Origin of the sequence: Pectobacterium carotovorum (assembly GCF_033898505.1) — a bacterium.
Taxonomy (GTDB): Bacteria; Pseudomonadota; Gammaproteobacteria; order Enterobacterales; family Enterobacteriaceae; genus Pectobacterium; species Pectobacterium carotovorum_J.
The window spans coordinates 1,703,982-1,726,315 of record NZ_JAXAFK010000001.1; the positions used below are offsets into that span (position 1 = coordinate 1,703,982).

At 54.5% G+C, this 22,334-nt stretch carries 16 protein-coding genes; 5 read left to right on the top strand and 11 right to left on the bottom strand.

Going from position 1 to position 22,334, the window contains the following annotated elements:
• Nucleotides 1–42: 42 nt before the first annotated feature.
• The 8 genes from urtE to atzF form a co-directional block, all read right to left on the bottom strand.
• Nucleotides 43–741: an urea ABC transporter ATP-binding subunit UrtE gene (urtE, locus tag R9X49_RS07660; RefSeq protein ID WP_319847825.1), complete on the bottom strand. Its 699-nt coding sequence runs from the start codon at nucleotides 739–741 to the stop codon at nucleotides 43–45.
• 1 nt (nucleotide 742) lies between these two features.
• A complete protein-coding gene (urtD, locus tag R9X49_RS07665) occupies nucleotides 743–1,537 on the bottom strand; it encodes an urea ABC transporter ATP-binding protein UrtD (RefSeq protein WP_319848608.1) in 795 nt (264 codons plus the stop codon).
• Nucleotides 1,538–1,592: 55 nt separating this feature from the next.
• The gene (gene urtC, locus R9X49_RS07670; RefSeq protein ID WP_319848609.1) at nucleotides 1,593–2,669 is read right to left on the bottom strand and encodes an urea ABC transporter permease subunit UrtC; all 1,077 of its coding nucleotides are present in this window, start codon (nucleotides 2,667–2,669) and stop codon (nucleotides 1,593–1,595) included.
• 11 nt (nucleotides 2,670–2,680) lie between these two features.
• On the bottom strand, nucleotides 2,681–4,270 hold the full coding sequence (urtB, locus tag R9X49_RS07675) for an urea ABC transporter permease subunit UrtB (protein ID WP_319847826.1): 1,590 nt from the start codon (nucleotides 4,268–4,270) through the stop codon (nucleotides 2,681–2,683).
• A gap of 56 nt (nucleotides 4,271–4,326) precedes the next feature.
• On the bottom strand, nucleotides 4,327–5,595 hold the full coding sequence (gene urtA / locus R9X49_RS07680; protein ID WP_319847827.1) for an urea ABC transporter substrate-binding protein: 1,269 nt from the start codon (nucleotides 5,593–5,595) through the stop codon (nucleotides 4,327–4,329).
• Complete coding sequence (locus R9X49_RS07685; RefSeq protein WP_319847828.1) at nucleotides 5,592–6,380, bottom strand: GntR family transcriptional regulator; 789 nt, start codon at nucleotides 6,378–6,380, stop codon at nucleotides 5,592–5,594. Before R9X49_RS07685 ends, urtA begins: the two co-directional genes overlap by 4 nt.
• 83 nt (nucleotides 6,381–6,463) lie before the next feature.
• Nucleotides 6,464–10,078, bottom strand: coding sequence for an urea carboxylase (uca, locus tag R9X49_RS07690; protein ID WP_319847829.1), 3,615 nt, complete (start codon nucleotides 10,076–10,078; stop codon nucleotides 6,464–6,466).
• Nucleotides 10,071–11,873: an allophanate hydrolase gene (gene atzF, locus R9X49_RS07695; protein ID WP_319847830.1), complete on the bottom strand. Its 1,803-nt coding sequence runs from the start codon at nucleotides 11,871–11,873 to the stop codon at nucleotides 10,071–10,073. Before atzF ends, uca begins: the two co-directional genes overlap by 8 nt.
• A gap of 381 nt (nucleotides 11,874–12,254) precedes the next feature.
• Between atzF and R9X49_RS07705 the strand changes: the two genes are divergently transcribed.
• A complete protein-coding gene (locus R9X49_RS07705) occupies nucleotides 12,255–13,295 on the top strand; it encodes a hypothetical protein (protein ID WP_319847831.1) in 1,041 nt (346 codons plus the stop codon).
• 132 nt (nucleotides 13,296–13,427) lie between these two features.
• On the opposite strand, the gene R9X49_RS07710 is transcribed toward R9X49_RS07705, so the two are convergent.
• Entirely contained in the window at nucleotides 13,428–14,435 is a 1,008-nt protein-coding gene (locus tag R9X49_RS07710) for a Gfo/Idh/MocA family oxidoreductase (protein ID WP_319847832.1), read from the bottom strand.
• 145 nt (nucleotides 14,436–14,580) lie between these two features.
• On the opposite strand from R9X49_RS07710, the gene R9X49_RS07715 reads away from it, so the two are divergent.
• Nucleotides 14,581–14,757: a hypothetical protein gene (locus R9X49_RS07715; protein ID WP_180740915.1), complete on the top strand. Its 177-nt coding sequence runs from the start codon at nucleotides 14,581–14,583 to the stop codon at nucleotides 14,755–14,757.
• Between the two features lie 39 nt (nucleotides 14,758–14,796).
• Here R9X49_RS07715 and R9X49_RS07720 read toward each other — a convergent pair whose 3' ends face one another.
• Nucleotides 14,797–16,560 (bottom strand): type III effector HrpK domain-containing protein, encoded by a 1,764-nt coding sequence (locus tag R9X49_RS07720; RefSeq protein WP_319847833.1) that lies wholly within the window; start codon nucleotides 16,558–16,560, stop codon nucleotides 14,797–14,799.
• Between the two features lie 760 nt (nucleotides 16,561–17,320).
• Between R9X49_RS07720 and R9X49_RS07725 the strand changes: the two genes are divergently transcribed.
• The 3 genes from R9X49_RS07725 (at nucleotide 17,321) to R9X49_RS07735 (ending at nucleotide 20,834) form a co-directional block, all read left to right on the top strand.
• A complete protein-coding gene (locus R9X49_RS07725) occupies nucleotides 17,321–18,139 on the top strand; it encodes an oligogalacturonate-specific porin KdgM family protein (RefSeq protein ID WP_319847834.1) in 819 nt (272 codons plus the stop codon).
• A gap of 131 nt (nucleotides 18,140–18,270) precedes the next feature.
• On the top strand, nucleotides 18,271–19,023 hold the full coding sequence (locus R9X49_RS07730; protein ID WP_180779018.1) for an oligogalacturonate-specific porin KdgM family protein: 753 nt from the start codon (nucleotides 18,271–18,273) through the stop codon (nucleotides 19,021–19,023).
• 104 nt (nucleotides 19,024–19,127) lie between these two features.
• Nucleotides 19,128–20,834, top strand: a complete 1,707-nt coding sequence (locus R9X49_RS07735) for a pectate lyase (protein WP_319847835.1) — start codon at nucleotides 19,128–19,130, stop codon at nucleotides 20,832–20,834.
• A 217-nt stretch (nucleotides 20,835–21,051) separates the two neighbouring features.
• Here the strand turns inward: R9X49_RS07735 and R9X49_RS07740 are convergent, their stop codons facing one another.
• On the bottom strand, nucleotides 21,052–22,173 hold the full coding sequence (locus tag R9X49_RS07740; RefSeq protein WP_203449028.1) for an ABC transporter substrate-binding protein: 1,122 nt from the start codon (nucleotides 22,171–22,173) through the stop codon (nucleotides 21,052–21,054).
• Nucleotides 22,174–22,334 lie beyond the last annotated feature (161 nt).

Genomic DNA, 22,334 nt, shown 5'->3' on the forward strand with positions numbered 1-22,334 from the left:
AGCCTATTCATTATTCCAGACAGAAATAATAAGCAACTCACATTAAATCGCGACCAGCCCCCGCACGCCGTCCTGTTCCATCGTTTCACCTCGTCCGCGCTGTATAATTTCCCCGCGTGACATCACCAGATAGCTGTCGGCCAGTTCGGCGGCGAAGTCGTAAAACTGTTCGACCAGCAGAATCGCCATGTCGCCACGCTGCGCCAGTTGGCGAATCACCGCGCCAATCTCTTTAATCACCGACGGCTGTATGCCTTCGGTCGGCTCATCCAGAATCAGTAACTGTGGTTTACAGGCCAGTGCCCGCCCAATCGCCAGTTGCTGCTGTTGTCCGCCGGACAAATCGCCGCCGCGCCGCTGTTTCATTTCATCCAGTACCGGGAAAAGCTGGTAGATCTCATCCGGCACCTGCCGCGCCTGTTTACCCGGAAAGCGCGACAGCCCCATCAGCAGATTCTCTTCTACCGTCAGACGAGGAAAAATCTCCCGCCCTTGCGGCACGTAGGAAATGCCAGATTGCACGCGCTGATAGGGTTTTCGCGTATTGATCGCTTCCCCCTGCCAGCGAATCGTACCGGATTTCGCCGGAATCAGGCCCATCAGGCATTTCAGCAGCGTGGTTTTCCCCACGCCGTTGCGCCCTAACAGGCAGGTTATCTCACCCGGTGTCACCTCGAACGACAGGCCGCGCAGGATGTGGCTGCCGCCGTAATATTGATTCAGTTCTGAAATCTCTAACATGTTAGCGCCCCAGATAAACGTCAATCACCTGCTCATTCGCCTGCACGTCACGCAGCGATCCTTCTGCCAGCACCTGCCCCTGATGCAGCACGGTAACGCGATCGGCAATGCTCTCGACAAAGCCCATATCGTGCTCCACCACCATCAGCGAGTGTTTGCCTGCCAAACTACGGAACAGTTCGGCAGTATAGACCGTTTCTGCGTCCGTCATCCCCGCCGCAGGTTCATCGAGCAGCAACAGATGCGGCTCTTGTACCAGCAGCATGCCGATCTCCAGAAACTGCTTTTGCCCGTGCGACAGCAGCCCTGCGGGTCGCTGCCGTTCATGACCGAGTCGCAACAGCGCCAGCGTCTCGTCAATCCGGTCACGCTGCTCGCTGTTTAGTTTGGCACGCAGACTCGCCCACACCGACTTGTCGGTTTTCAGCGCAATATCGAGGTTTTCAAATACCGTCAGCGCTTCAAACACGGTCGGTTTCTGGAATTTCCGCCCAATTCCCGCGCGGGCTATTTCTACCGGCGATAGCGTCGTCAGGTCAGTGTACTGATCGTAAAACGCTTTGCCGTTATCCGGTCGCGTTTTACCAGTGATGACATCCATCAGCGTCGTTTTTCCCGCACCGTTGGGGCCGATGATGCAACGCAGCTCTCCCACGCCAATCTGCAACGACAGATCGGTGAGCGCCCGGAAACCGTCAAAGCTCACGTTAATCTTGTCGAGTTGCAGCACCGGATCGGTCTGGTGCCGATGGCGATCCGACGGGTGCGGCTGTGCAAACATCGGTTGTGTAAACATCGGCTGAGCGGCAACCGTATGCGCAGGCTCAGAGACAGATGGCACAGATAAAGGCTCAGTCATGTTTTTTCCTCGTCAGCAATCCAATCACGCCACGCGGCAAAAACAGCGTGACGAGAATAAACATCAGCCCCAAAAAGAACAGCCAGTATTCAGGGAAGGCCACGGTAAACCAGCTTTTCGCCCCGTTGACGATACCCGCACCGAGCAGCGGCCCGATCAGCGTTCCACGCCCACCCAGCGCGACCCAAATGGCGGCTTCGATAGAGTTGGTCGGCGACATTTCGCCAGGATTGATAATACCGACCTGCGGCACATAGAGTGCGCCCGCTAGCCCGCACAGCACGGCGGAAAGTGTCCAGACAAACAGCTTGAAGCCTTTCGGATCGTAGCCGCAAAACATCAAACGGTTTTCTGCGTCACGTACCGCTGTGAGTACGCGGCCAAATTTACTGCGCGCCAGCGCAAACCCCACCAGCAGGCTGGCCATTAACAACACCACGGTAGCGACAAACAGCCCGATGCGCGTCCCCGTCGCCGTAATAGGGAAACCGAGCAGCGTGGTAAAACCAGTAAACCCGTTATTGCCGCCAAAGCCGGTTTCGTTACGGAAGAACAGCAGCATGCCCGCGTAGGTCAGCGCCTGCGTCATGATCGAGAAATACACGCCTTTAATTTTGGAACGGAACGCGAACCAGCCGAACACAAATGCCAGCACGCCCGGCACCAGCACAATCAGGCACAGTGCCCAGGCAAAATACTGGGTTCCCGCCCAGAACCACGGCAGTTCCGTCCACGACAGAAATGACATAAACGCAGGCATTCCTTCACCAGCGGCCTGCCGCATCAGGTACATGCCCATCGCGTAGCCACCCAGCGCGAAAAACAGGCCGTGACCGAGCGACAGCAGCCCGGCGTAGCCCCACACCAGATCCAGCGCGACAGCAACAATCGCATAGCACAGAATTTTGCCGATCAGCGTCAGCGTATAGGTCGAGATCGCTAGCGGATTTTCTGCGGGTAACAGTGCGAGAAACGGCAGGATCAGCAAAGTCAGGAAAGCGATCGAACCGAGGCCAAACATCAGTCGCGGCGCGCGCTGCGTCATGGTTATCGTCATGGGTTGCGTAATAGGTTGCGTCATCAGTCAATCACCCGTCCTTTAAATGCAAAAAGCCCCTGTGGTCGCTTCTGAATAAACAGCACGATCAGGACCAGAATGACGATTTTGCCCAACACGGCACCGATCTGCGGCTCCAGCACTTTGTTGAGAATGCCGAGGCTGAAGGCGGCCACCACCGTTCCGGCAAGCTGCCCTACGCCACCCAGCACGACAACAAGGAATGAATCGATGATGTAACCCTGTCCCAGTTCCGGCCCGACGTTGCCTAGCTGCGACAGCGCCACACCGCCCAGCCCGGCGATACCGGAGCCCAGCCCAAAGGCCAGCATATCGACGCGTCCCGTCGGCACGCCGCAACAGTCCGCCATCGCCCGATTTTGCGTCACCGCCCGAACATTCATGCCGAGGCGAGTTTTATTGAGTAAGAGCCAGGTGAGCAGCAACACGCCGAGGACGAATACAATCACCGCGATGCGGTTATACGGCAGCACCAGATTCGGCAATACACGTAGCCCGCCGGACAGCCACGCGGGGTTCGCCACTTCCAGATTTTGCGTACCGAACAGCATCCGCACCAGTTGAATCAGCATCAGGCTAATTCCCCAGGTTGCCAGCAGCGTTTCCAGCGGTCGGCCATACAGATGACGGATCACCGTACGTTCCAGCGCCATACCGACGCCAGCCGTAATGAAGAAGGCGACAGGCAACGCCAGCAGTGGATAGTACGCCAGCCAATCGGGGGCAAACTGCTGGCACAGCGACTGCACCAGCCAGGTCGCGTACGCGCCCAGCATCAGCATTTCACCGTGCGCCATGTTGATGACGCCCAACAGCCCATACGTGATCGCCAGCCCCAGCGCCGCCAGCAGCAAAATAGAACCGAGCGACAAGCCGGTAAACGCCTGCCCCAGCAGATCACCGACGATCAAGCTTTGCTTAATCTGATCCAGACTTTCCTGCGCCGCCGCCCGCACCCCGGTATCCGGCTCGTTTTGCGCCTGCGTCAAAGGTTGTAAGCGCGCCTGCATCTGCGGGTCGCCGGTCTGCCCTAAGCGTTTGACCGCCTCCAGACGTACCAGCGGATTGGGATCGCTTAACTGCCGGGTCGCAATAGCGGTATTCAGCGCATCGTGCACCTGCGCATCTTTTTCTACCTCAAGGCGCTGCACCAACAGCGGCAATTGGTCCGCACTGCTCTCGCTTTGCAACTGCCGTACGGCATTCAGACGCGTTGCGGCATCGTCGCTAACGAGCTGATGCGAGGCCAGCGCGGTGGCAATTAGCACACGCAGGCGGTTATTCATAAACAGCTTTTTGGTCGCGCCAACCGGCTCTGCGTGTCCTTCCAGCGGCGTTAACGTCCCCTGCACATCCATAAATGGCTGCTGGTTCTGATCGAGCACCACGGATTCATCGCGCAGTGCCTGTAATAGCGGCAAGCGTGCGGGATCAGGCCCCGCGGCCCATTGTTGCAACAGTTCAGCCTGCTGCGTGCGGTTGGCCGTGGCGAAATCGGCCGCGGGCCCAGCCTGTGCCAGCACAGGAAGCATCAGACACAGCGACAGCACAAACGTAGATAATCGACGATTCATCATCGCAATGTCCGCCATATATAAGAGAGGAAATATCCCCGTCCGGTATGCTGGACGGGGTGTAGAGACGATGTTTACTGTGCGGCTTTGATTGGATGATCGGGCTTCTTATCATTGCCGGCGATGTACGGGCTCCACGGCTGCGCGCGAACCGGTTTATCCGTTTGCCAGACCACGTTGAACTGGCCGTTTTCCTCAATTTCGCCAATCATCACCGGCTTGTGCAGATGGTGGTTGGTTTTGTCCATCGTCAGCGTAAAGCCATCCGGTGCGGCAAAGGTCTGGCCGGCCATCGCGGCGCGGACTTTATCCACGTCTGTGGTACCCGCTTTCTCTACCGCCTGCGCCCACATATGGATGCCCACATAGGTGGCTTCCATCGGATCGTTAGTCACCACCGTGCCTGCGTTCGGCAGATTTTTTGCTTTGGCATAGGCTTTGTAGGCTTCGACAAAATCGGCATTGGTTGGATTATCGACCGATTCAAAGTAGTTCCACGCGGCTAAATGGCCGACCAGCGGCTTGGTGTCGATCCCGCGCAGTTCCTCTTCACCGACCGAGAACGCGATAACCGGCACATCGGTCGCTTTGATTCCCTGATTCGCCAGCTCTTTATAGAACGGCACGTTGGAATCACCGTTGATGGTGGACACCACCGCGGTCTTGCCGCCCGTCGAGAACTTCTTGATGTTGGAAACAATGGTCTGGTAATCACTGTGGCCAAACGGCGTATAAACTTCCTCAATATCTTTGTCCTGCACGCCTTTCGAATGCAGGAACGCGCGCAGGATCTTGTTGGTGGTACGCGGATACACGTAGTCCGTACCCAGCAGGAAGAAGCGCTTAGCCGCCCCGCCGTCTTCGCTCATCAGGTATTCCACCGCCGGGATCGCCTGCTGATTCGGTGCCGCACCGGTGTAGAACACGTTCGGCGACATCTCTTCGCCTTCATACTGCACCGGATAGAACAGCAGCCCGTTTAACTCTTCAAACACTGGCAGAACCGATTTACGCGATACCGATGTCCAGCACCCGAACACCACCGCTGCTTTGTCCTGCGTCAGCAGTTGGCGGGCTTTTTCGGCAAACAGCGGCCAGTTCGAGGCGGGGTCGACCACCACCGGTTCCAGTTTTTTACCCAACACGCCGCCTTTGGCGTTGATTTCATCAATGGTCATCAGCGCCACATCCTTCAGCGGCGTTTCCGAAATCGCCATCGTGCCGGACAGCGAATGCATAATGCCGACTTTGATGGTGTCCGCTGCCTGCACGCTCCAGGTCAACCCCATGCCAACCACTGTCGCAGAAAGCGCAAAAACTTTTAGCAATGAACGTCTTTTCATTTATTAGCCCTTAAGTCGTGTTGAGTGAGAATGGAATCGTGTGAGGCGTCAGGTGAAACCACTTCCGTTGAAACAGATTGCGTTGAAACCGATTGAGGTCGCGCCTGCTGTAGCATGTGTAAGGTGATCTTCCTGACTTCGGCCTTACTGACGGCAATGTGGTCGGTCAGAATGCGCTGCGCCTCCTCGGTATGCTGTTGCAATATCGCCAGTAAAATACGGGCGTGTTCTTTATAGGTCGCGTCGATACGATCCTCGCGGGTAAAATCGAGACGCCGAATAATGCGAATTTTCTCCGTCAGTTCGCCGTGAACCCGCGCCATTTCGCTATTGCCTGCCGCTGTCACCAGCCCCCGATGGAACCCTTCGTCGTAACGGGAAACAATCTTGCCGTCATCCAGTCGTGGTTCTTCAATCCAGAAGCGTTTTAGATCCGCCAATAGCTCGGCACAGCGCCCCGGCGGCATTCCGCACAGTCGCCGAATGGCTTCACGCTCCAGCACGATGCGAAAGTCATACAGCTCTTCGAAATAGGCGAAGTCAAACGGACGAACCTGCCAGCCGCTGCGGAAATAGACTTCGACATAGCCTTCCCGCTCCAGCCAGAACAGCGCCTGACGCACCGGCGTACGGCTGACCGACATCCGCTCGGCAATTTCATTTTCACTAAAGCGGTCGCCCGGCATCAGGCGGAAGTCAAAAATGTCGTTTTTCAGTGCTTGATACACCCGCTCCGCCAGCGCTTCCGGGCGATCTTTACTGCTCTTTTGTGTCCCTGCTCGCATCGTTTTCTTCGCCTCGCCGTTTGTTACCGTTCGTCCGTTTATTCAGGGCATGCTTATTTCAGCCAGCCTTTTTTTCCCAGTGCCTACTCCAACCACAGCAAGGCATCGCCGGGGCTGACGGGTCGTCCCGGCTGGCAACCGATGCGCTTCACCCGGCCAGACTGCGGCGCGCTAATCGTCAGTTCCATCTTCATGGCTTCGACGATAATCAGTGGCTGTCCGGCTTCGATGACATCCCCCACCTTCACCAGCACTTTCCAGATGTTGCCATTCATGTCTGCACTGACCTGAAACGCATCGTCATCGTTCTCTACCGGCTCAGCCGATATCGCCTCCTGTTGCGCGCTGTCATCCTCCTGCTGCCACAGCGCCACTTCCGTTTCAAACGCGGTGGCCTGACGCTGACGGAACGCGGCAATATCGTCGGCCTGCTCCGTTAGGAAATGGGTGTGTTCCGCAAAATCAAATTCGGTTTCTTCGATATGGATCGCGGCACGCCCTTCGCGGAAATCGTCACGCAGCGCCGTGAGTTCAGCTTCGCTGACCGGATAAAACCGCACCTGATCGAAGAAGCGCAGCAGCCACGGCTCGCCCGCAATGAACTGATCGTTTTTGAGGAATTTGTTCCAGATAGGCAGCGTGCGCCCCACCAGTTGATAGCCGCCCGGCGAATCCATGCCATAGATGCACATGTACATGCCGCCGATGCCAACCGTACCTTCGGCGGTGAAAGTACGCGCCGGGTTGTATTTGGAACTCAGCAGACGGTGGCGCGGATCGACTGGCACCGCACAGGGCGCGCCGAGATAAACGTCGCCCAGCCCCAGAATCAGGTAGCTGGCATCAAAAATGATGTCGCGAACGTTTTCACGGCTCGGTAATCCGTTAATACGTTGAATAAAATCAACGTTGTTCGGCAGCCAGGGCGCGCTGGCGCGGACGGTTTCACGGTAGCGCTCCACTGCACCGAGCGTGGCGCTGTCTTCAAACGCCATCGGTAAATGGACGATGCGCGACGGCACTTTCATCTGGCTGACGTCACCCAGCTGATTTTCCAGATGCAGTAGCATGTCCAGCAGCGCACGCTGGCGGATAACCCGACTGTCATAGCGCACCTGTAGCGAACGCACGCCGGGCGACAGTTCTTCGATCCCTGCCGTTTCTGAGGCGCGGATCGCCGCCATTAACAGATGAACGCGCAGCCGCAGCGCCAGATCCAGCACGTTGTCGCCGTATTCAATCAGAACATAGTTATCTCCTGCCTGACGATACACGGCGGCTGGCGTAGTCGCGGTAGCCGATACCGCAGCCAGCACCGTGGCAGAACCGTGCTCCGTTGTCGCCAGCGAGGGTACATCAAACGCGGGTGAATGCGCCGTACCCAGCGTGGACACGCAGGCAGACTGCGCCTGTTCCAGCGCCAGCGCTTCATCTGCGCTGATGGGATGGAAACGGATACGATCGCCGGGCTTCATCTGACCGACTTTCCACAGTTCCGCTTTAGCAATCGTGACCGGACAGACAAATCCGCCCAGACTCGGACCGTCTCTGGTGAGGATCACCGGGAAATCACCGGTAAAATTCACCGCGCCAATGGCGTATTCACAGTCGTGAACATTGGAAGGATGGAGACCCGCCTCGCCGCCGTTAGCCCGCGTCCAGGTGGGTTTCGGCCCGACCAGACGCACGCCCAGCCGATTCGAGTTGTAGTGCACCTGCCATTCCGCTGCGAAGAATTCATCAATCGCCGCGTGGGTAAAGAAATCCGGCGCACCGTGTGGACCATAGAGCACGCCAATGCGCCACTCATCGCCGTACTGCGGAATGAGTGCGGCGTCCACAGCTTGCGGTGCGCTCACCGGCGTGGGCGTGGTGCAAGCGGGCAAGTCAGGCTGAGAAATCGCCAGCATATCCGCCACGCGCAGCGTTCGTCCGGCATGACCGCCAAATTCCCCCAGCGCGAAAGTCGAACGGCTGCCGAGATACTGCGGCACATCAATGCCGTTGCGTACCGCCAGATAGGTGCGACAGCCAGACTGCGCGCGCCCCAGCGTCAACGTTTGCCCCGCTGTTACCGTCACCGGCTGCCAATACGGCACCGTTTCCCCATCCAGCATCGCCGGACAGTCTGCTCCCGTCAGCGCAATTACCGCCTCACAGTGGAAGCGCAACGTCGGGCCTTGCAGCGTAAACTCCAGCCCTGCCGCTGCCTCATCGTTGCCGACAATACGGTTCGCCAGACGGAACGCGAAATCGTCCATCGGGCCGGACGGCGGTACGCCGATATCCCAATAGCCGAGGCGTCCGGGGTAGTCCTGCACGCTGCTCCAGGTACCGGGTTGAATCACCTCAATCACCGAGGCAGATGGCGTAAAGCTGTCGAGCATCCGCGTCCAGACCGTTCCGTTGCGAAACGCATCGGTGGTGATAATCTGGCGCAGGTAATCGAGGTTGGTGGCAATACCGTGCAAACGCGTGGCATTCAGCGCCTGCCGCATCTTCTCCAGTGCCAGTTCACGGGTTTCCGCATGAACGATCAGTTTGGCGATCATCGGATCGTAATACGCCGACACCTCGGTGCCGGTACTCACCCAGCCGTCAACCCGCACGCCAGCAGGAAACGCCACTTCGGTCAGCACGCCGGGGCTGGGTTGGAAATTTTTCAGTGGATCTTCCGCGTAAATGCGGACTTCAATCGCGGCACCACGCGGTGCCTGCGTCAATTGCGCCCAGTCCAGCGGTTCATCCGCCGCGACGCGCAGCATACATTCGACCAAATCCAGCCCGGTGACACACTCCGTTACCGGGTGTTCCACCTGCAAACGGGTATTCACTTCGAGGAAAAAGAACGCATCACGCTCGGCGTCGTAGATATATTCCACCGTTCCCGCGCTGCGATAGTTAACCAGTTCACCCAGTTTCACCGCTGAGGCCAGCAGCGCCGCGCGCGTGGCGTCCGGCAAATGCGGTGCGGGCGTTTCCTCCACAACCTTCTGGTTACGGCGTTGCAATGAGCAATCACGTTCGCCCAGCGCCACCACGCGACCTTTGCCATCGCCAAAAATCTGTACTTCGACGTGACGTGCCCGATCGATACAGCGTTCGAGGAACACGCCCGCATCACTGAAGAACTGTTCGCCCAAACGGCGCACGCTTTCCCACGCAGCCTGTAACGCCACGGCATCCGCGCAGCGCGTCAGACCAATGCCGCCGCCACCGGCGGTACTTTTCAGCATCACCGGATAGCCGATGTCCTCGGCGGCGGCCAGTGCGTCCTCCAGAGAGGCCAGCAGCGGCGTTCCTGGCGTCATTGGCACACCAGCGGCAGCGGCCAATTCACGGGCGCGGTGTTTCAAGCCAAACTCGCCAATTTGCTGCGCGGTTGGCCCAACAAACGCAATGCCGGCCTTTTCACACGCCGCGGCAAACGGCAGGCTCTCTGACAGAAAACCGTAGCCCGGCCAGACAGCCTCTGCCCCCGTCTGCTGTGCGGCGGCAAGCACCTTATCGATACGCAGATAGCTATCGCTGGCCTTCTCGCCACCAATCGGTACAGCGATGTCTGCGTCTTTCACATGCAGGGCGTTTTTATCCGCGTCGGAATAAATCGCCACGCTGGTTATCCCCAAACGCTTCAACGTGCGTATGGCGCGGCAGGCAATTTCACCCCGGTTAGCGATCAGTACGGTCTTAAACATGGGACGCCTCCTGACGGGCTAGCCAGTGACGCCAGCCGCCGAATTCCGTGATATCCACGGCATCGCTCAGCGCAGCCGGTTCGCAGATAAAGCCTTTAACCTGCCGTCCGTCGGCTAACGTCAGCGTGCCAATGCCCAGCGGCGCAGGAATTTCCGCGACGAACTCACCAAAGCGCACCAGCGGGATGTCCCAAAGTTCGACGATAATCGCCGCGCCGTCGTTGCTTTTCGCTAAGCCGGGCTTGGCCGGTTGCGTATTCGCCAGCGCATAAAGACGATAGTTCTCCGCCGTGCGCGTCTCTTCCACCCACACGGCATCGCGGCTAGTCAGTTGGTGATTTAGCGGCATGCCCGTCAGGTGTGCGCCAACAACGGCGAGACGGACGTGTAATGTGGAAGGCGGCAAGGTGGCCGGTCCCGCAGGCAGCGTTTTTCCTGTTGCCCCCAGCGTGAGCGCCAACTGTGCCTGCCAGCGCAGACCAAAGCTCGCTAACGCACGGTCGTGCCAGGCGGGCGCAATCAGCGTGATCCCTGCCGGCAAACCATCGGTACGGAAAGGTGCTGGCAGCGCTAGCGCCGAGAGATCGGCCAGATTGGTAAAGTTGGTGTAAGTGCCCAACTGGGAGTTGTAGCGTACCGGTTCCTGCTTCATCGCCTCACGCGTGTGGATTGTCGGCGAGGTTGGCACGACTAATGCCTCGAACGATGCCAGCGTCTGCTTAATCTGACGTGCCAGTTCGGCACGCAGGTATTCTGCCCTGAACGCCTCTACCGCGCTGAAGCGCTCGCCGCCGGCCACAATACCGTGCACCACCGGATCCATGCTCTCTGGCTGCCGCAGCATATCGCCCACCGCGACGGTGCGTTCAGCCACCCAGGGGCCTTGATACAGTTGATCGGCTAGCTGCGCGAAAATGCTGAAATCGATCGGATGCAGCGTCGCGCCCGCCGCTTCCAGTTCGACCAACGCCTGCTGCCAGGCAGCCTGTGCGACAACGTCGGCAAAGAAAGTCGGATCGCTGGGAATAGCAAAACGCGGCTGCGCTGGCAGCGCCGCCGGCGCGCTGGCGGGATGGCTGCGCGAGTAGGCATCCGCAGCATCGTACCCGCCAGCCAGTTCAGCGACGGTAAATGCATCTTCGACGGTTAGCGCAAACACGGAGATAGTGTCATTCAGGCGACAGGCCGGTACGACACCACTTGCCGATAGCCACCCTTTCGTCGGCTTCAGGCCGACAACATTGTTAAACCCGGCAGGAATGCGCCCCGAGCCTGCGGTATCGGTTCCCAGCGAAAACGCAACCAGCCCGCGCGCCAGCACCGAGGCCGAGCCTGAACTGGAACCGCCGCTAACATAGTCCGCGTTAAAGGTGTTTGGCACTTCACCAAACGGTGAGCGCGTACCGACCAGACCGGTCGCAAACTGATCGAGGTTGGTTTTGCCAATGACAATCGCCCCTGCCGCTTTCAGTTTGGCAACGGCAGTCGCATCTTCGCCAGCCAGATAGGTAAATGCCGGGCATGCCGCGCTCGTTGGCCATCCCGCGACATCAATATTGTCTTTGACGGCAAAAGGAACGCCGAACAGCGGCAGCGCGTCTGGATTTTCACGATACCGAGGCAATAGCGCCGCGATTTGTGCCTGAAGCAATTCGGGAGTCGCCAGCGCGATCCACGCCGGATCGTCCGACGACAAGCTGGCGAGCAGTGCGCCTAGCGTTTCACCAACGCAATCGGCCTGCTGTTGATAATGCTGTTTCCATTCCTGAAGCGTGAGCCCTGTCATTCTTGGCATGATGTGAATCCCATCTGGTATACAAGATTGAATTCACTAAAGCGAAAACCATGCCAGCTTTTATTCTATTGATTTATATGAGGTTAGATTGATTCGATCAATTTCCATGCACAGAAAAGGAACAACCGTGCGCCATCGCGGAGCACGGTTGCAAAATAATTAGCCTTTCAATTTCGGTAACGCATTCGGAGCCTGGCTTGGTGGTACAGTTATTGCCGCAGGCTTCAGCCTACAGTCGCCTAACTGGGCAGGCGATATCCTTTCCGCCATCGCACTGTTACTCACTATGTGATCTGGTTTGACAGATAAAATCGGGCAAGTGGCAGAACAATGCTAATCTGGTGATAGTCTGATGTTTCTTCAGGAGGGAAAGGTAATCAAATGAAATATAAAGGTATTGTTTACGATGTAGGGTTAAGGTTTACTGTAAATCATCCTCTATCCGTTGAACCCTTTGATCCTGTTCTGGTGCGATATGACATCAACGCTATCGCCAACGATATGCATGCGAATGCAATACGGATCGAAGGAGAAGATATCGAGCGTCTGATCGTCGCAACACGACTCGCTCATGCCTCTGGGCTTACCGTCTTTTTTAATCCCTGGAAAATGAATGTGTCAGTCAATGAACTGGTTTCTTATTTCAGAGAAGCCGCTCGGGCAGCCGAAATACTCAGGAAGGAGGGCGTAAAAATCATCTTCGTCTGTGGCTGCGAAATTACGCTGTTTAATCAGGGAATATTCTCCGGTAACACGGTGATAGAGCGGGTTGAATGGCTGGGCGCGCTGGGACAAAACCATCACACTTCAGAGGCCGAGACGATACTGGCCGAAAAATTAGTGCAGTTGAACGAGGTACTTCAAGACATTTCCAAAGCGGTACGAAATGAATATGGCGGGCTATTAACTTATGCCGCAGGTTCTTGGGAAAGCGTAGATAATTCGCTGTTTGATATCACTGGCGTTGACTACTATCGGCATGGTGAGTCGTCAGAAGAATATGTCTCCGGGCTTGAGCGTTACCGCACTGACAAGCCATTTGTCGTCATGGAAGTCGGCTGCTGTAGTTATGTCGGTGCAGCAGAAAAAGGGGCTGGCGGTTTTATGCTTCTGGAAGGACAACATCCTGATGGAACCGGAAGTTTTACTGGGGGAATCGTGCCCGTACGCAGTGAACAAGAACAAGCCAATTATGTTGGAGAGCAGCTTGAACTTCTTCATCATGCCGGTGTGGAAGGCGTATTCATCTATGTATTTTCTTTTCCGACCTACAGAACGGGAGAAGGTGCAAAAGATCTGGACATGATGAGCTTTTCACTAGTTAAAACGTTCCCGGAAAACGATCCCAGATCAACACAAATACCTCCGTGGATGCCTAAAGAATCCTTCCATCGCATCGCGAGCTTTTACCGTAATAACTAAGTGCTCTTTCTCAGGCAGGGGCTTCTGCCCCGTCTGAGAATGCAAGCCTCGTTTTTTTCACGCGTAGAACATAGCATCAAAAACACGCTATTCCTGCGGAATACAGATCGTGATGTTTATGATTCTGTCGCGTCAGGCGATCTTCTTCGCGGCCTGCTGCGCCAGAATCGACAGCTCCGTCGCCTTGAAGATATGCGCTTGCGACATCGCAAGCTCGGTGCGATCGCGGCAATCACGCAGAAAATCCGCGAAAAAGGTGCGTTCGACGCTGCCTGCGGGGGTAAAGCGCTGTTCGCCCTTGCCATTCACCAGATAAACGACGTTGCTTTCACCGCGCGTCAGATCGACGTATTTCCTGATTTCGATATAGCCTTCCGTTCCCAGTATCGTCAGGCGGCCGTCGCCCCAGACGCTCAACCCATCCGGTGTAAACCAGTCACAGCGAAAATAACCCGTCGCCCCATTGCCACCCAGCAGCATCGCATCGCCAAAATCCTCGAATTCTGGCTGATGCGGATGATGATAATTTGCCGTCTGGCTGGTCACCACTCGCGCATCGGTGTTGCCGGTAAAATAGAGAAACTGTTCGATCTGATGAATACCAATATCGCAGAGGATCCCGCCGTACTGACGCTTTTGATAAAACCAGTCAGGCCGTGCGCCGCGTTCACGGTGGGGGCCGACGCCGATCGTCTGAATCACTCGACCGATCTCACCCTGTTGCACCAGTTCACCGGCAAACAGCGCGCTATCCACATTGATTCGCTCATTAAAGTACACGGCAAATTTGCGACCGGTTTCCGCGACCCGGCGCTGGACGGCATCCAACTGCTCCAGCGTGGTCAACGGCGGTTTGGCAGTGAAGAAATCTTTGCCTGCATCCAGCGTGCGCAGCGCCAGTTCGACTCGGTCGCAGGGAATGACCGCGCAGGCAATAAGATCGATAGACGCATCGGCAATCAGCTGCTCCGCAGAATCAACAAAAGGCACGGCGGGGAACAGCGAGATGAATTTTTCCCGATTATGCAGATCGGACTCGAACACGCCGACCAGTTCCGCCCCTGCATCAACCAGTTGTCGACACATGTCATAAATGTGGTTGTGCGCTAACCCAATCGCCGCAAATCGAATCTTTTTCATCTTCACCTCTGCCGATATCGCCATGCCAAACCGCTACAATAAGGCGGAAACCGAGCAGGCTAAAGACAAAAGCCGCGTAACGCGTTAGAATTTTTCCTGTTTTTTTAACATATCCACATTTTCTGCAACGCAACCAAAGATAACCATGAAAAGAAAACGTATTCTGATTCCCCTCATCCTTCTGATCCTGTTTGTGCTCTATCTGAATCGCGACGCGTTGAATCCCTTTGCGCCTGACTGCAAAAATCTTCCGGCGAATCAACCAAAGCCCGAAGAGTGTAAAAAGCCGGTGAAAGAAGTCGCTCCTGGTTTTGAGATTTAAACTTTTGAAATTTAAGCCTTCGAGATTTAAGCTGGCGCATTAGCGCGGTTTGGGAATATTGAACTGTTCCAGCGCAGGATTAACCGTTTTGGCAAAATCTTCCCGCCGGTTCTTGAGCTTGCTTTTGGCATTGAAGAAATTCACCAGCTCCGCAATCCCCATACCGATGCTGAGTGCTCCGCTCACTGCCCACCCCACCGGCCCTGCGGCAGCGCCAACGGCAGAGGCGGCAGCCGCACCGGCGGCTTCACCCGCGATAGCACCGACTACCTTTCCGGCAATCGCTGCGCCAGCTTTACCAGCCAGGCCAATGGCCGTTTTACTTCCCGCCGCTTTGGTTAAATCCTCTGCGTGCAGCGACGATTTAGCAAAACTCATTACTCTGCGCCCGGCCTCTTTCACTGCCCGCGCATCGCTTTTTGCGCCAGCCCCCGCATGCGACTCAGCCGAGAGAGAGGCATCAAGCCCAACCGTTCGCGGCGCGGCAGGTGACGTCGTAGAGAAACGTTGGCTCATCGCCGCCTGCGCGAGCAGCGGATCGGACAGTAAAATAGTGTTTATCTCACGCGGTACCGCCTGCTCAAAATGCTGAATCACATCCTCGTCTTTCTGTAGCGCTTCAATCCGTTGATTTAACACCTTTTCCGTTTCTTCGGTATTCCGGTATTCGCGCCCCGCCATCACCTGTTCCAGCGTCTGTTGCAATTTGACCAGCGTCGCCGACTTTTGCGCCCCGCTGTACTGCTGCGGCCGGGTAAAAACCGCCTCATTCAACTTACTGATATCGGTTTTTGCCGCCAGTCCTAGCGCCGCCGCATTGTGTAGCGTATCCGCCGCTTCCTGACGGTTCACTGGCGCTTGTTCACGAATCCAGCTTTTCATGTCCTTCATCATCAGTTTGCCATCATGCGGGACTCGCGCCAGTTTCTCCCCTTTGACATCCGCATGTTCCAGAATCCCAAATAGCCCAGGGTTAGACCACAGCCGGGCAGCCGCTTTTAGCTGGGGCGATAGCGTCGGGTTGCCGGTCATAATCGCGTTCAGGTCGCTCAGGGTGCTGGTGCGATCGTTCTCTTTCGGCGGAGAATCCACGTAGGATTTTTTGGCATCGGCGGCATTCAGCAGCGGTTCGTTGGCCAGCAAAAGCGCGGAAGAGTGTACTAACCGCAGTGATTGCGCATCGGCTGTCGGGTTTTTATCCCTATATTCCCGCACGGCATGACCGGCATCGCTGGCGCGGCGCTCCATATTTTTAATAAAGGATTTCGTATCCCGATTCGAGATATGTCCATCGGCTCTGCCGCCATCTTTTGCCGTATCCATCGCCGTGTAGATGGCGGGATTCTCACGCAGATAAACGAGCGCTTTTTCCGCGTTAACCCCGCCTTCCTGTAGCATTTTCGCCGCTGCCAGCGGGCGATTCAGTTCCTTTGCGGCCTTTTCACGTTCATTTTCCGGCAGATCGTTCAACAGCGCCGACCATTTCTCCAACGCCCTGGCGTTACTGTGCTCCGAGCTATCTATCGCCTGAAGATCGACGGGCGGTTTGGGTTCCGCAATGAGTGAACGGTCTGCAACGTTCGGCACCGCGGGCAAAGCGCGCGTGGGTGCTATCGTCCTCTGTTCAGAAGAAACCTGCGCCACGTTCGGCGACGTATCGCCAAAATCGATTGAATGCGAACCCGGCCGCGCTGCGGGCAATGCGGCCTGTTGTCCACTCCCCCTGCTGGCCTCTGTATTATGCTGCGCAGGCAAAGACGCGGCATTTCCCCAGCGGCTTCCGCTCTCAATACGATTGATCATTGATGTCCCCATTCTGTGGTCGTCAGGCTTAACAAACGAATCTCCCGCGTCATACAAACACAGAAAGGCCCACAAGCGTGCCGAGCGAAGGGATGACGGGTATAGGTGAGTGGAATGAAAACGTAATAGGTTCCCTGAAAATTTGCAGGGAAATTTGATGTCTATTGGCTGTTTATTCTTTTTAGGGAAATCGCTTTCCACAGAATATTTTCGAATTGAGGGCGGAAATAAGGCAGATAACAGGTTAACTGTTGTTCAATTACATATCATTATCATCATTAACGATCAAGAGATACATCTCTCAACCTGACAACAGCGACCCTCGTTACTCTCTTTCCTTGCCCTTACAATAACCAGACGAAATGATTACAAAAAATTTCAAAGAGTAACCAAATGTGTGATCCGCATAAATGAAACAGCGTTTCCTTTTCACCATAATGCCACACAGCCTAATTATCAAGTCTGCTGATAATTAGGACAACCAGTAAGCGGTGTAAATTATCGACATTCACTCATCAGCATAAGCCATTTCGCTGATTGAAAAACTCATAAGCAACGTCGTATATAAGGAAGCGTAAATGAATTGATAGAAACCTGATTGACCAGGGAGATCGCCCTGTCTGACATTATTAATGGCGTCATCATCATTTCTGGTGATTCTATTTTTACGCCCAAAAAATGGCATCCACTGTCTGGTTTTAAAGATAGAGACTGCACGCGCCAATAATATTATTTATTCATCAAGAAAGAGAAAGACAGAATGAAAATATACACACGTAACCTACTCATCGTTTGTGCCGGATTCGCTCCTTTCCTTACCCAGGCAGAAACCGACGGCAAAACTACCTTCCAGTACGAACATAACTGGAAAACAGAAGACCGCCGCCACGCAGATTCCATCAAGCTCATTCACAAGAAAACCAACGGCTGGTCATACGAAGTCAAATTCAGTACGTCAGCAGGCGGGAACAGCAACTACGACGTTGCCTATGATGACATGCAGGGCGGCTCTGGCGGCATGGTGATCGGTAAGGACTTCAAGCTAAGCAAGGCCGCCACCTTAACGCCTAGCTTTGAATTCTCCATCGGCAATGCCAGCATGATGTATCAGCCGGGTCTGAAATATAACTATCGAATTAACAGCGACTGGTCCACTTATGGCCGCTACCGTTATGAATATAAGAAACCGACACGTAGTTCGCGTTATTCGATCATTTCCACGTCAGATAAATATGGTCACGCAGGGGAATCTTATTTGTCAAAATCCGACACCGGACGCCACCGTTTGGATGCTGGGGTAACGTATTCTGGCTTTGATAATATTAATCTGACTTACGTCTTTAACTACTATATCGGCGATAACACCACCAAATCGTATAAATATAGCAAGGGTGAATTCACAGAAAGAGAATACGCCGTCTATGACAATGGCAAAACGGACTATGAGCATCAGTTCAAAGTTCAATATAAGTTAAACAAACAGCTAACTCCTTACATTGAGTATGATGATATTAGCCAATCCAGCACATCATCAAGCCGTCAGGGGAAAATCAAAGTTGGTTTCAACTACGTTTTCTAAGAAATGCCGAATTTTATAAAGGAAACACACCGTATTTTGTGTCGCGTTGATGAAAAAATAAATTCATGAATGAATTTTGTCTATCAGCGCACAGTTTTCACAATTAACGACCAATATTAATGGTGCCCATAATGAAAAAACGCTACCTTGTGGCCGGTATTCTCTTTGCCCAAATTTATGCTATTTCCGCCTCTGCCTCTGATACCAAACTCAGCTATGAACATAGCTGGGGAACGATGAATCGCTACCACGGTGATCAAATCGGCATGCGGCATTTTATGGATAATGGCCTGTACGTTGGCGTTGAGCTGAACTTTTATAATAAGAATAAAGATCTGACCATCGATGATGTCGTCTCGAATTCTTATGCTTTTTATACCGGCTATGCCTACAGCTTAACACCTGAACTAACCTTAACGCCGAATCTGGAAGCGCGCTTCTACTCCGGCGGCACCAGCGGTGAAGGCACCGTAGGCGATATCGGCGCTAGCCAGAGTTCCGGCGCACGCTATACGCCAGGTTTGAAACTGACCTGGGCTGTGACTGACAAGACGGATCTTCATGCGCAATATCGCTATGACCTCAGAAAAATCACCCGCAGCAAGCGCACCAGCACGGATGATGACACCCACCGCCACCGCTATGAAGCGGGCGTGGCCTACAAAGGTTTCGATAACTTCACGCTGGCGTACACCGCTTACTACTATCACGCAGATTACGTGCTGCAAAACAACAAAAAGCATGACTATCAGCAGGACTTTGATGTGTCTTACACCATCAACGACAACTGGACAGCACACGTGGGCGTTGAAGATGTCGCCAGCGGGCGCGATGTGAAATCGCGTGAAGGAAAAGGGAAAGTCGGCTTCACCTATACGTTCTAACCACGGCTGACCTTTCTAAAACAGCTTACTGCTACGCAATGTTTCTCGGGGATCCTGTTCACCAAGCAGGATCCCTTTATTACAAGCTATACAGGTAGATAAAAATGAAAAAATTTGCGCTGTCGCTCCTTGCGGGTCTGGTTGCTTTACAGGCCAGCGCCGCTACACCAGACCGTCTCACCATCGTCAATCAGTATGTTGATAATGTGCTGACCAAAGCCGGTGACCACTATCACGGCCAGTCGCCTACACCATTACTTGCTGATGGTGTCGATCCTCGCACGGGCAAACAAATGGAGTGGATCTTCCCCGATGGTCGCCACGCCGTGTTATCCAATTTTTCCGCGCAGCAAAACCTGATGCGCGTGCTGGTCGGGCTCAGCAACCTGAGCGGCAATCCCAGCTATAAGCAGCGTGCCGAAGCGATTGTGAAGTATCACTTCCAACACTATCAGGATGAGAGCGGCCTGCTGATTTGGGGTGGTCACCGTTTCGTTGATTTAAAAACGCTGCAACCGGAAGGCCCCAGCGAAAAAGAGATGGTGCATGAGCTGAAAAATGCCTATCCCTACTACGATTTGATGTTCAGCGTCGATAAAGACGCAACCGCACGCTTTATCCGCGGTTTCTGGAATGCGCACGTTTATGACTGGAAGATCATGGAAACCAGTCGCCACGGTAAATACGGGCAAAAAATGGGCGCACTCTGGCAAAGCCCGTTTGAGCAACAGCCACCCTTCTTCGCCACCAAAGGCCTGAGCTTCCTGAATGCGGGTAACGATCTGATCTATTCCGCCTCGCTGCTGTACAAATACAATAAAGAAGACGGCGCGCTGGTCTGGGCAAAACGTTTGGCACAGCAGTACGTGCTGCCACGGGATAAAGCGACCGGGCTCGGCGTGTATCAGTTTACGCAGGCGCTGAAGCGTGATGAAACGACTGACGATGCCGATACGCATTCCAAATACGGCGACCGCGCCCAGCGTCAGTTTGGCCCAGAGTTCGGCCCTACCGCGCTGGAAGGCAATATGATGCTGAAAGGACGCACCAGTACGATCTATTCCGAAAATGCGCTCATGCAGCTCCAGTTGGGTAAAGACTTAGGGGCGGAAGGCAAGGAACTTCTGACGTGGACAACCGATGGCCTGAAAGCCTTTGCCAAGTATGCCTATAACGAGTCGGATAACACGTTCCGCCCGATGCTCGCTAACGGCAAAGATCTTTCCAATTACGTTCTGCCGCGTGATGGCTACTACGGCAAAAAAGGCACCGTGATCAAGCCTTATCCTGCGGATAACTCATTCCTGCTTTCGTATTCTCGCGCTTATACCGTTTCACCGGACGCCGAACTGTGGCGTGTCGCACGCGGCATCGCTCGCGCACAGGGGCTGGGTGAGTTAGGTTCAGCGCCGGGTAAAGACGTCAAAGTGGATCTCGCGACCAAGAACAACGATCCTTACGCCCTGTTCGCGCTGCTGGATCTGTATCAGGCGAGCAAAGTGAAAGATTATCTGTCGCTGGCGGAAAAAGTGGGCGATAACATTATCAGCACGCGTTATAAGAACGGCTTCTTCATGGCCGATCCCAACAGACAATATGCCGATGTCGATACCATTGAGCCTTATGCCCTGCTAGCGCTGGAAGCCGCAGTACGCAATCAGCCACAGTCCGTTGCACCGTTCCTGAATGGTGCGGGCTTCACTGAAGGCGGCTACCGTATGGAAGATGGCTCAACTCGCATATCTACTCGCGATAACGAAATCTTCCTGTTGAACGTTGGCGAAACCTTGAAACCCAACAATAAGAAGTAAGCATTAATCCTCAACACGCCAATGGTGGTTCGCTGCCATTGGCAATTCCCCTCTTGTAACCCAGCCCAACCATTCACAGAACAAGACCGCCACTATCGGATGTGATTCTTAATCGAGTGGTGCTTAATTGAGTAGTGCTTAATATGTGGAACTTACAGGATGTCATGCCGGCCACGATGAACGTGACCAGCATGGGTTGACTCAATAATCTCAAGCGTTAGTTAACCAGAGGGACTTCTGGGTGCACGCCGAGCCAGCCCGGCGTAGGTTCGCCTTTCGCTTCGCCGACATACAGACTCAGCTGTGCGCGGAAGCGCTCGACCGCACCGCGATCGTACATGAAATCAGCAAATGCCTGAGGGCGAGTGTTACGGTATTCCCAGATATGTTTGTAACCCACTGGCGGCTCAACATCGGTACGCACCGACCACATACGTGAAACCTGAGTTTGCGTTTGCGGATCCAGCACCCAGCTCAGGTAGAGCTTGGCACTTTCCGGGTGTTTCGCCTGTTTGAAGATGGCGGCACGTTGCGCCCAGGAGACAAAAGGATCGGACTTCGGCAGGACAAAGCGGGTTACAGCATCTGCTGCTGGCACAAGCGCACCGGAACTGGTAAAGGTCGCGCTGTATTTTCCTGTCGCGATTTCAGCGCCGGGGACGTTGGTGCCGCGCACATAGACGGGATCCTGCTCCTGCAATTTTTTAACAAAATCCCAGCCGTATTTATCCACGGCCAGCTTGTACCAAAACAGTACTGCATCGTCGTCGTTCGGATAAGCCAGAATCAAATTACCTCTTAGATTGGGACGAAGGTAATCATTAACCTCACGCGGCCAGGATTTTTCATCCAGAAGCTGAGTGTTGACTAAATTACTGAATGCGATGACATAGGCACCGGTCCAAGCACCATCTGCATCCCGAAATTCCGGATAGATTTTATCCCAGCCACGCGCTTTGTAATTCAGCAGCACGCCTTCTTTTTTCCAGCGCGGGAAATTTTGCACCGTTTGCAGTTGTACCACATCAGGAATCAGGGTGCCGGTCGCCAATTGGTTATCGATACGAGCATCATGGTATTTGCTGTAATCGACAATCACATTCAGTTTCATGCCAGGAAAACGTGTCTCAAATGCCCGCTTGAAACCAGCCTGCTGTGACTGCACATCGCCACCGGCATAAACTGTGACCGTACCGCCTTCTCTCAACGCACTCTGATAGATTTGATCCAGCGAACGCGTCTCAATTTCGACGCCAGCCTGACTTTGCCCGACGCTGAGACCGGCCATCATAGCCAGCATCAGCACTGTTTTCTTCAGGTACTTCCCAGTGTATTGCATTGTGATTTCCTTCACTTAATGAATAAAACCCGTACCGATAAACGACAACTACCTGCCGTTAAAACGGCAACGGTGTGACCAGCGGATCGCAAATAAGCGACGCGCAGGATTGGATCGAAGATAGGCGATCGTCAAAAATAGAATCAGAATAGAAGCGTATG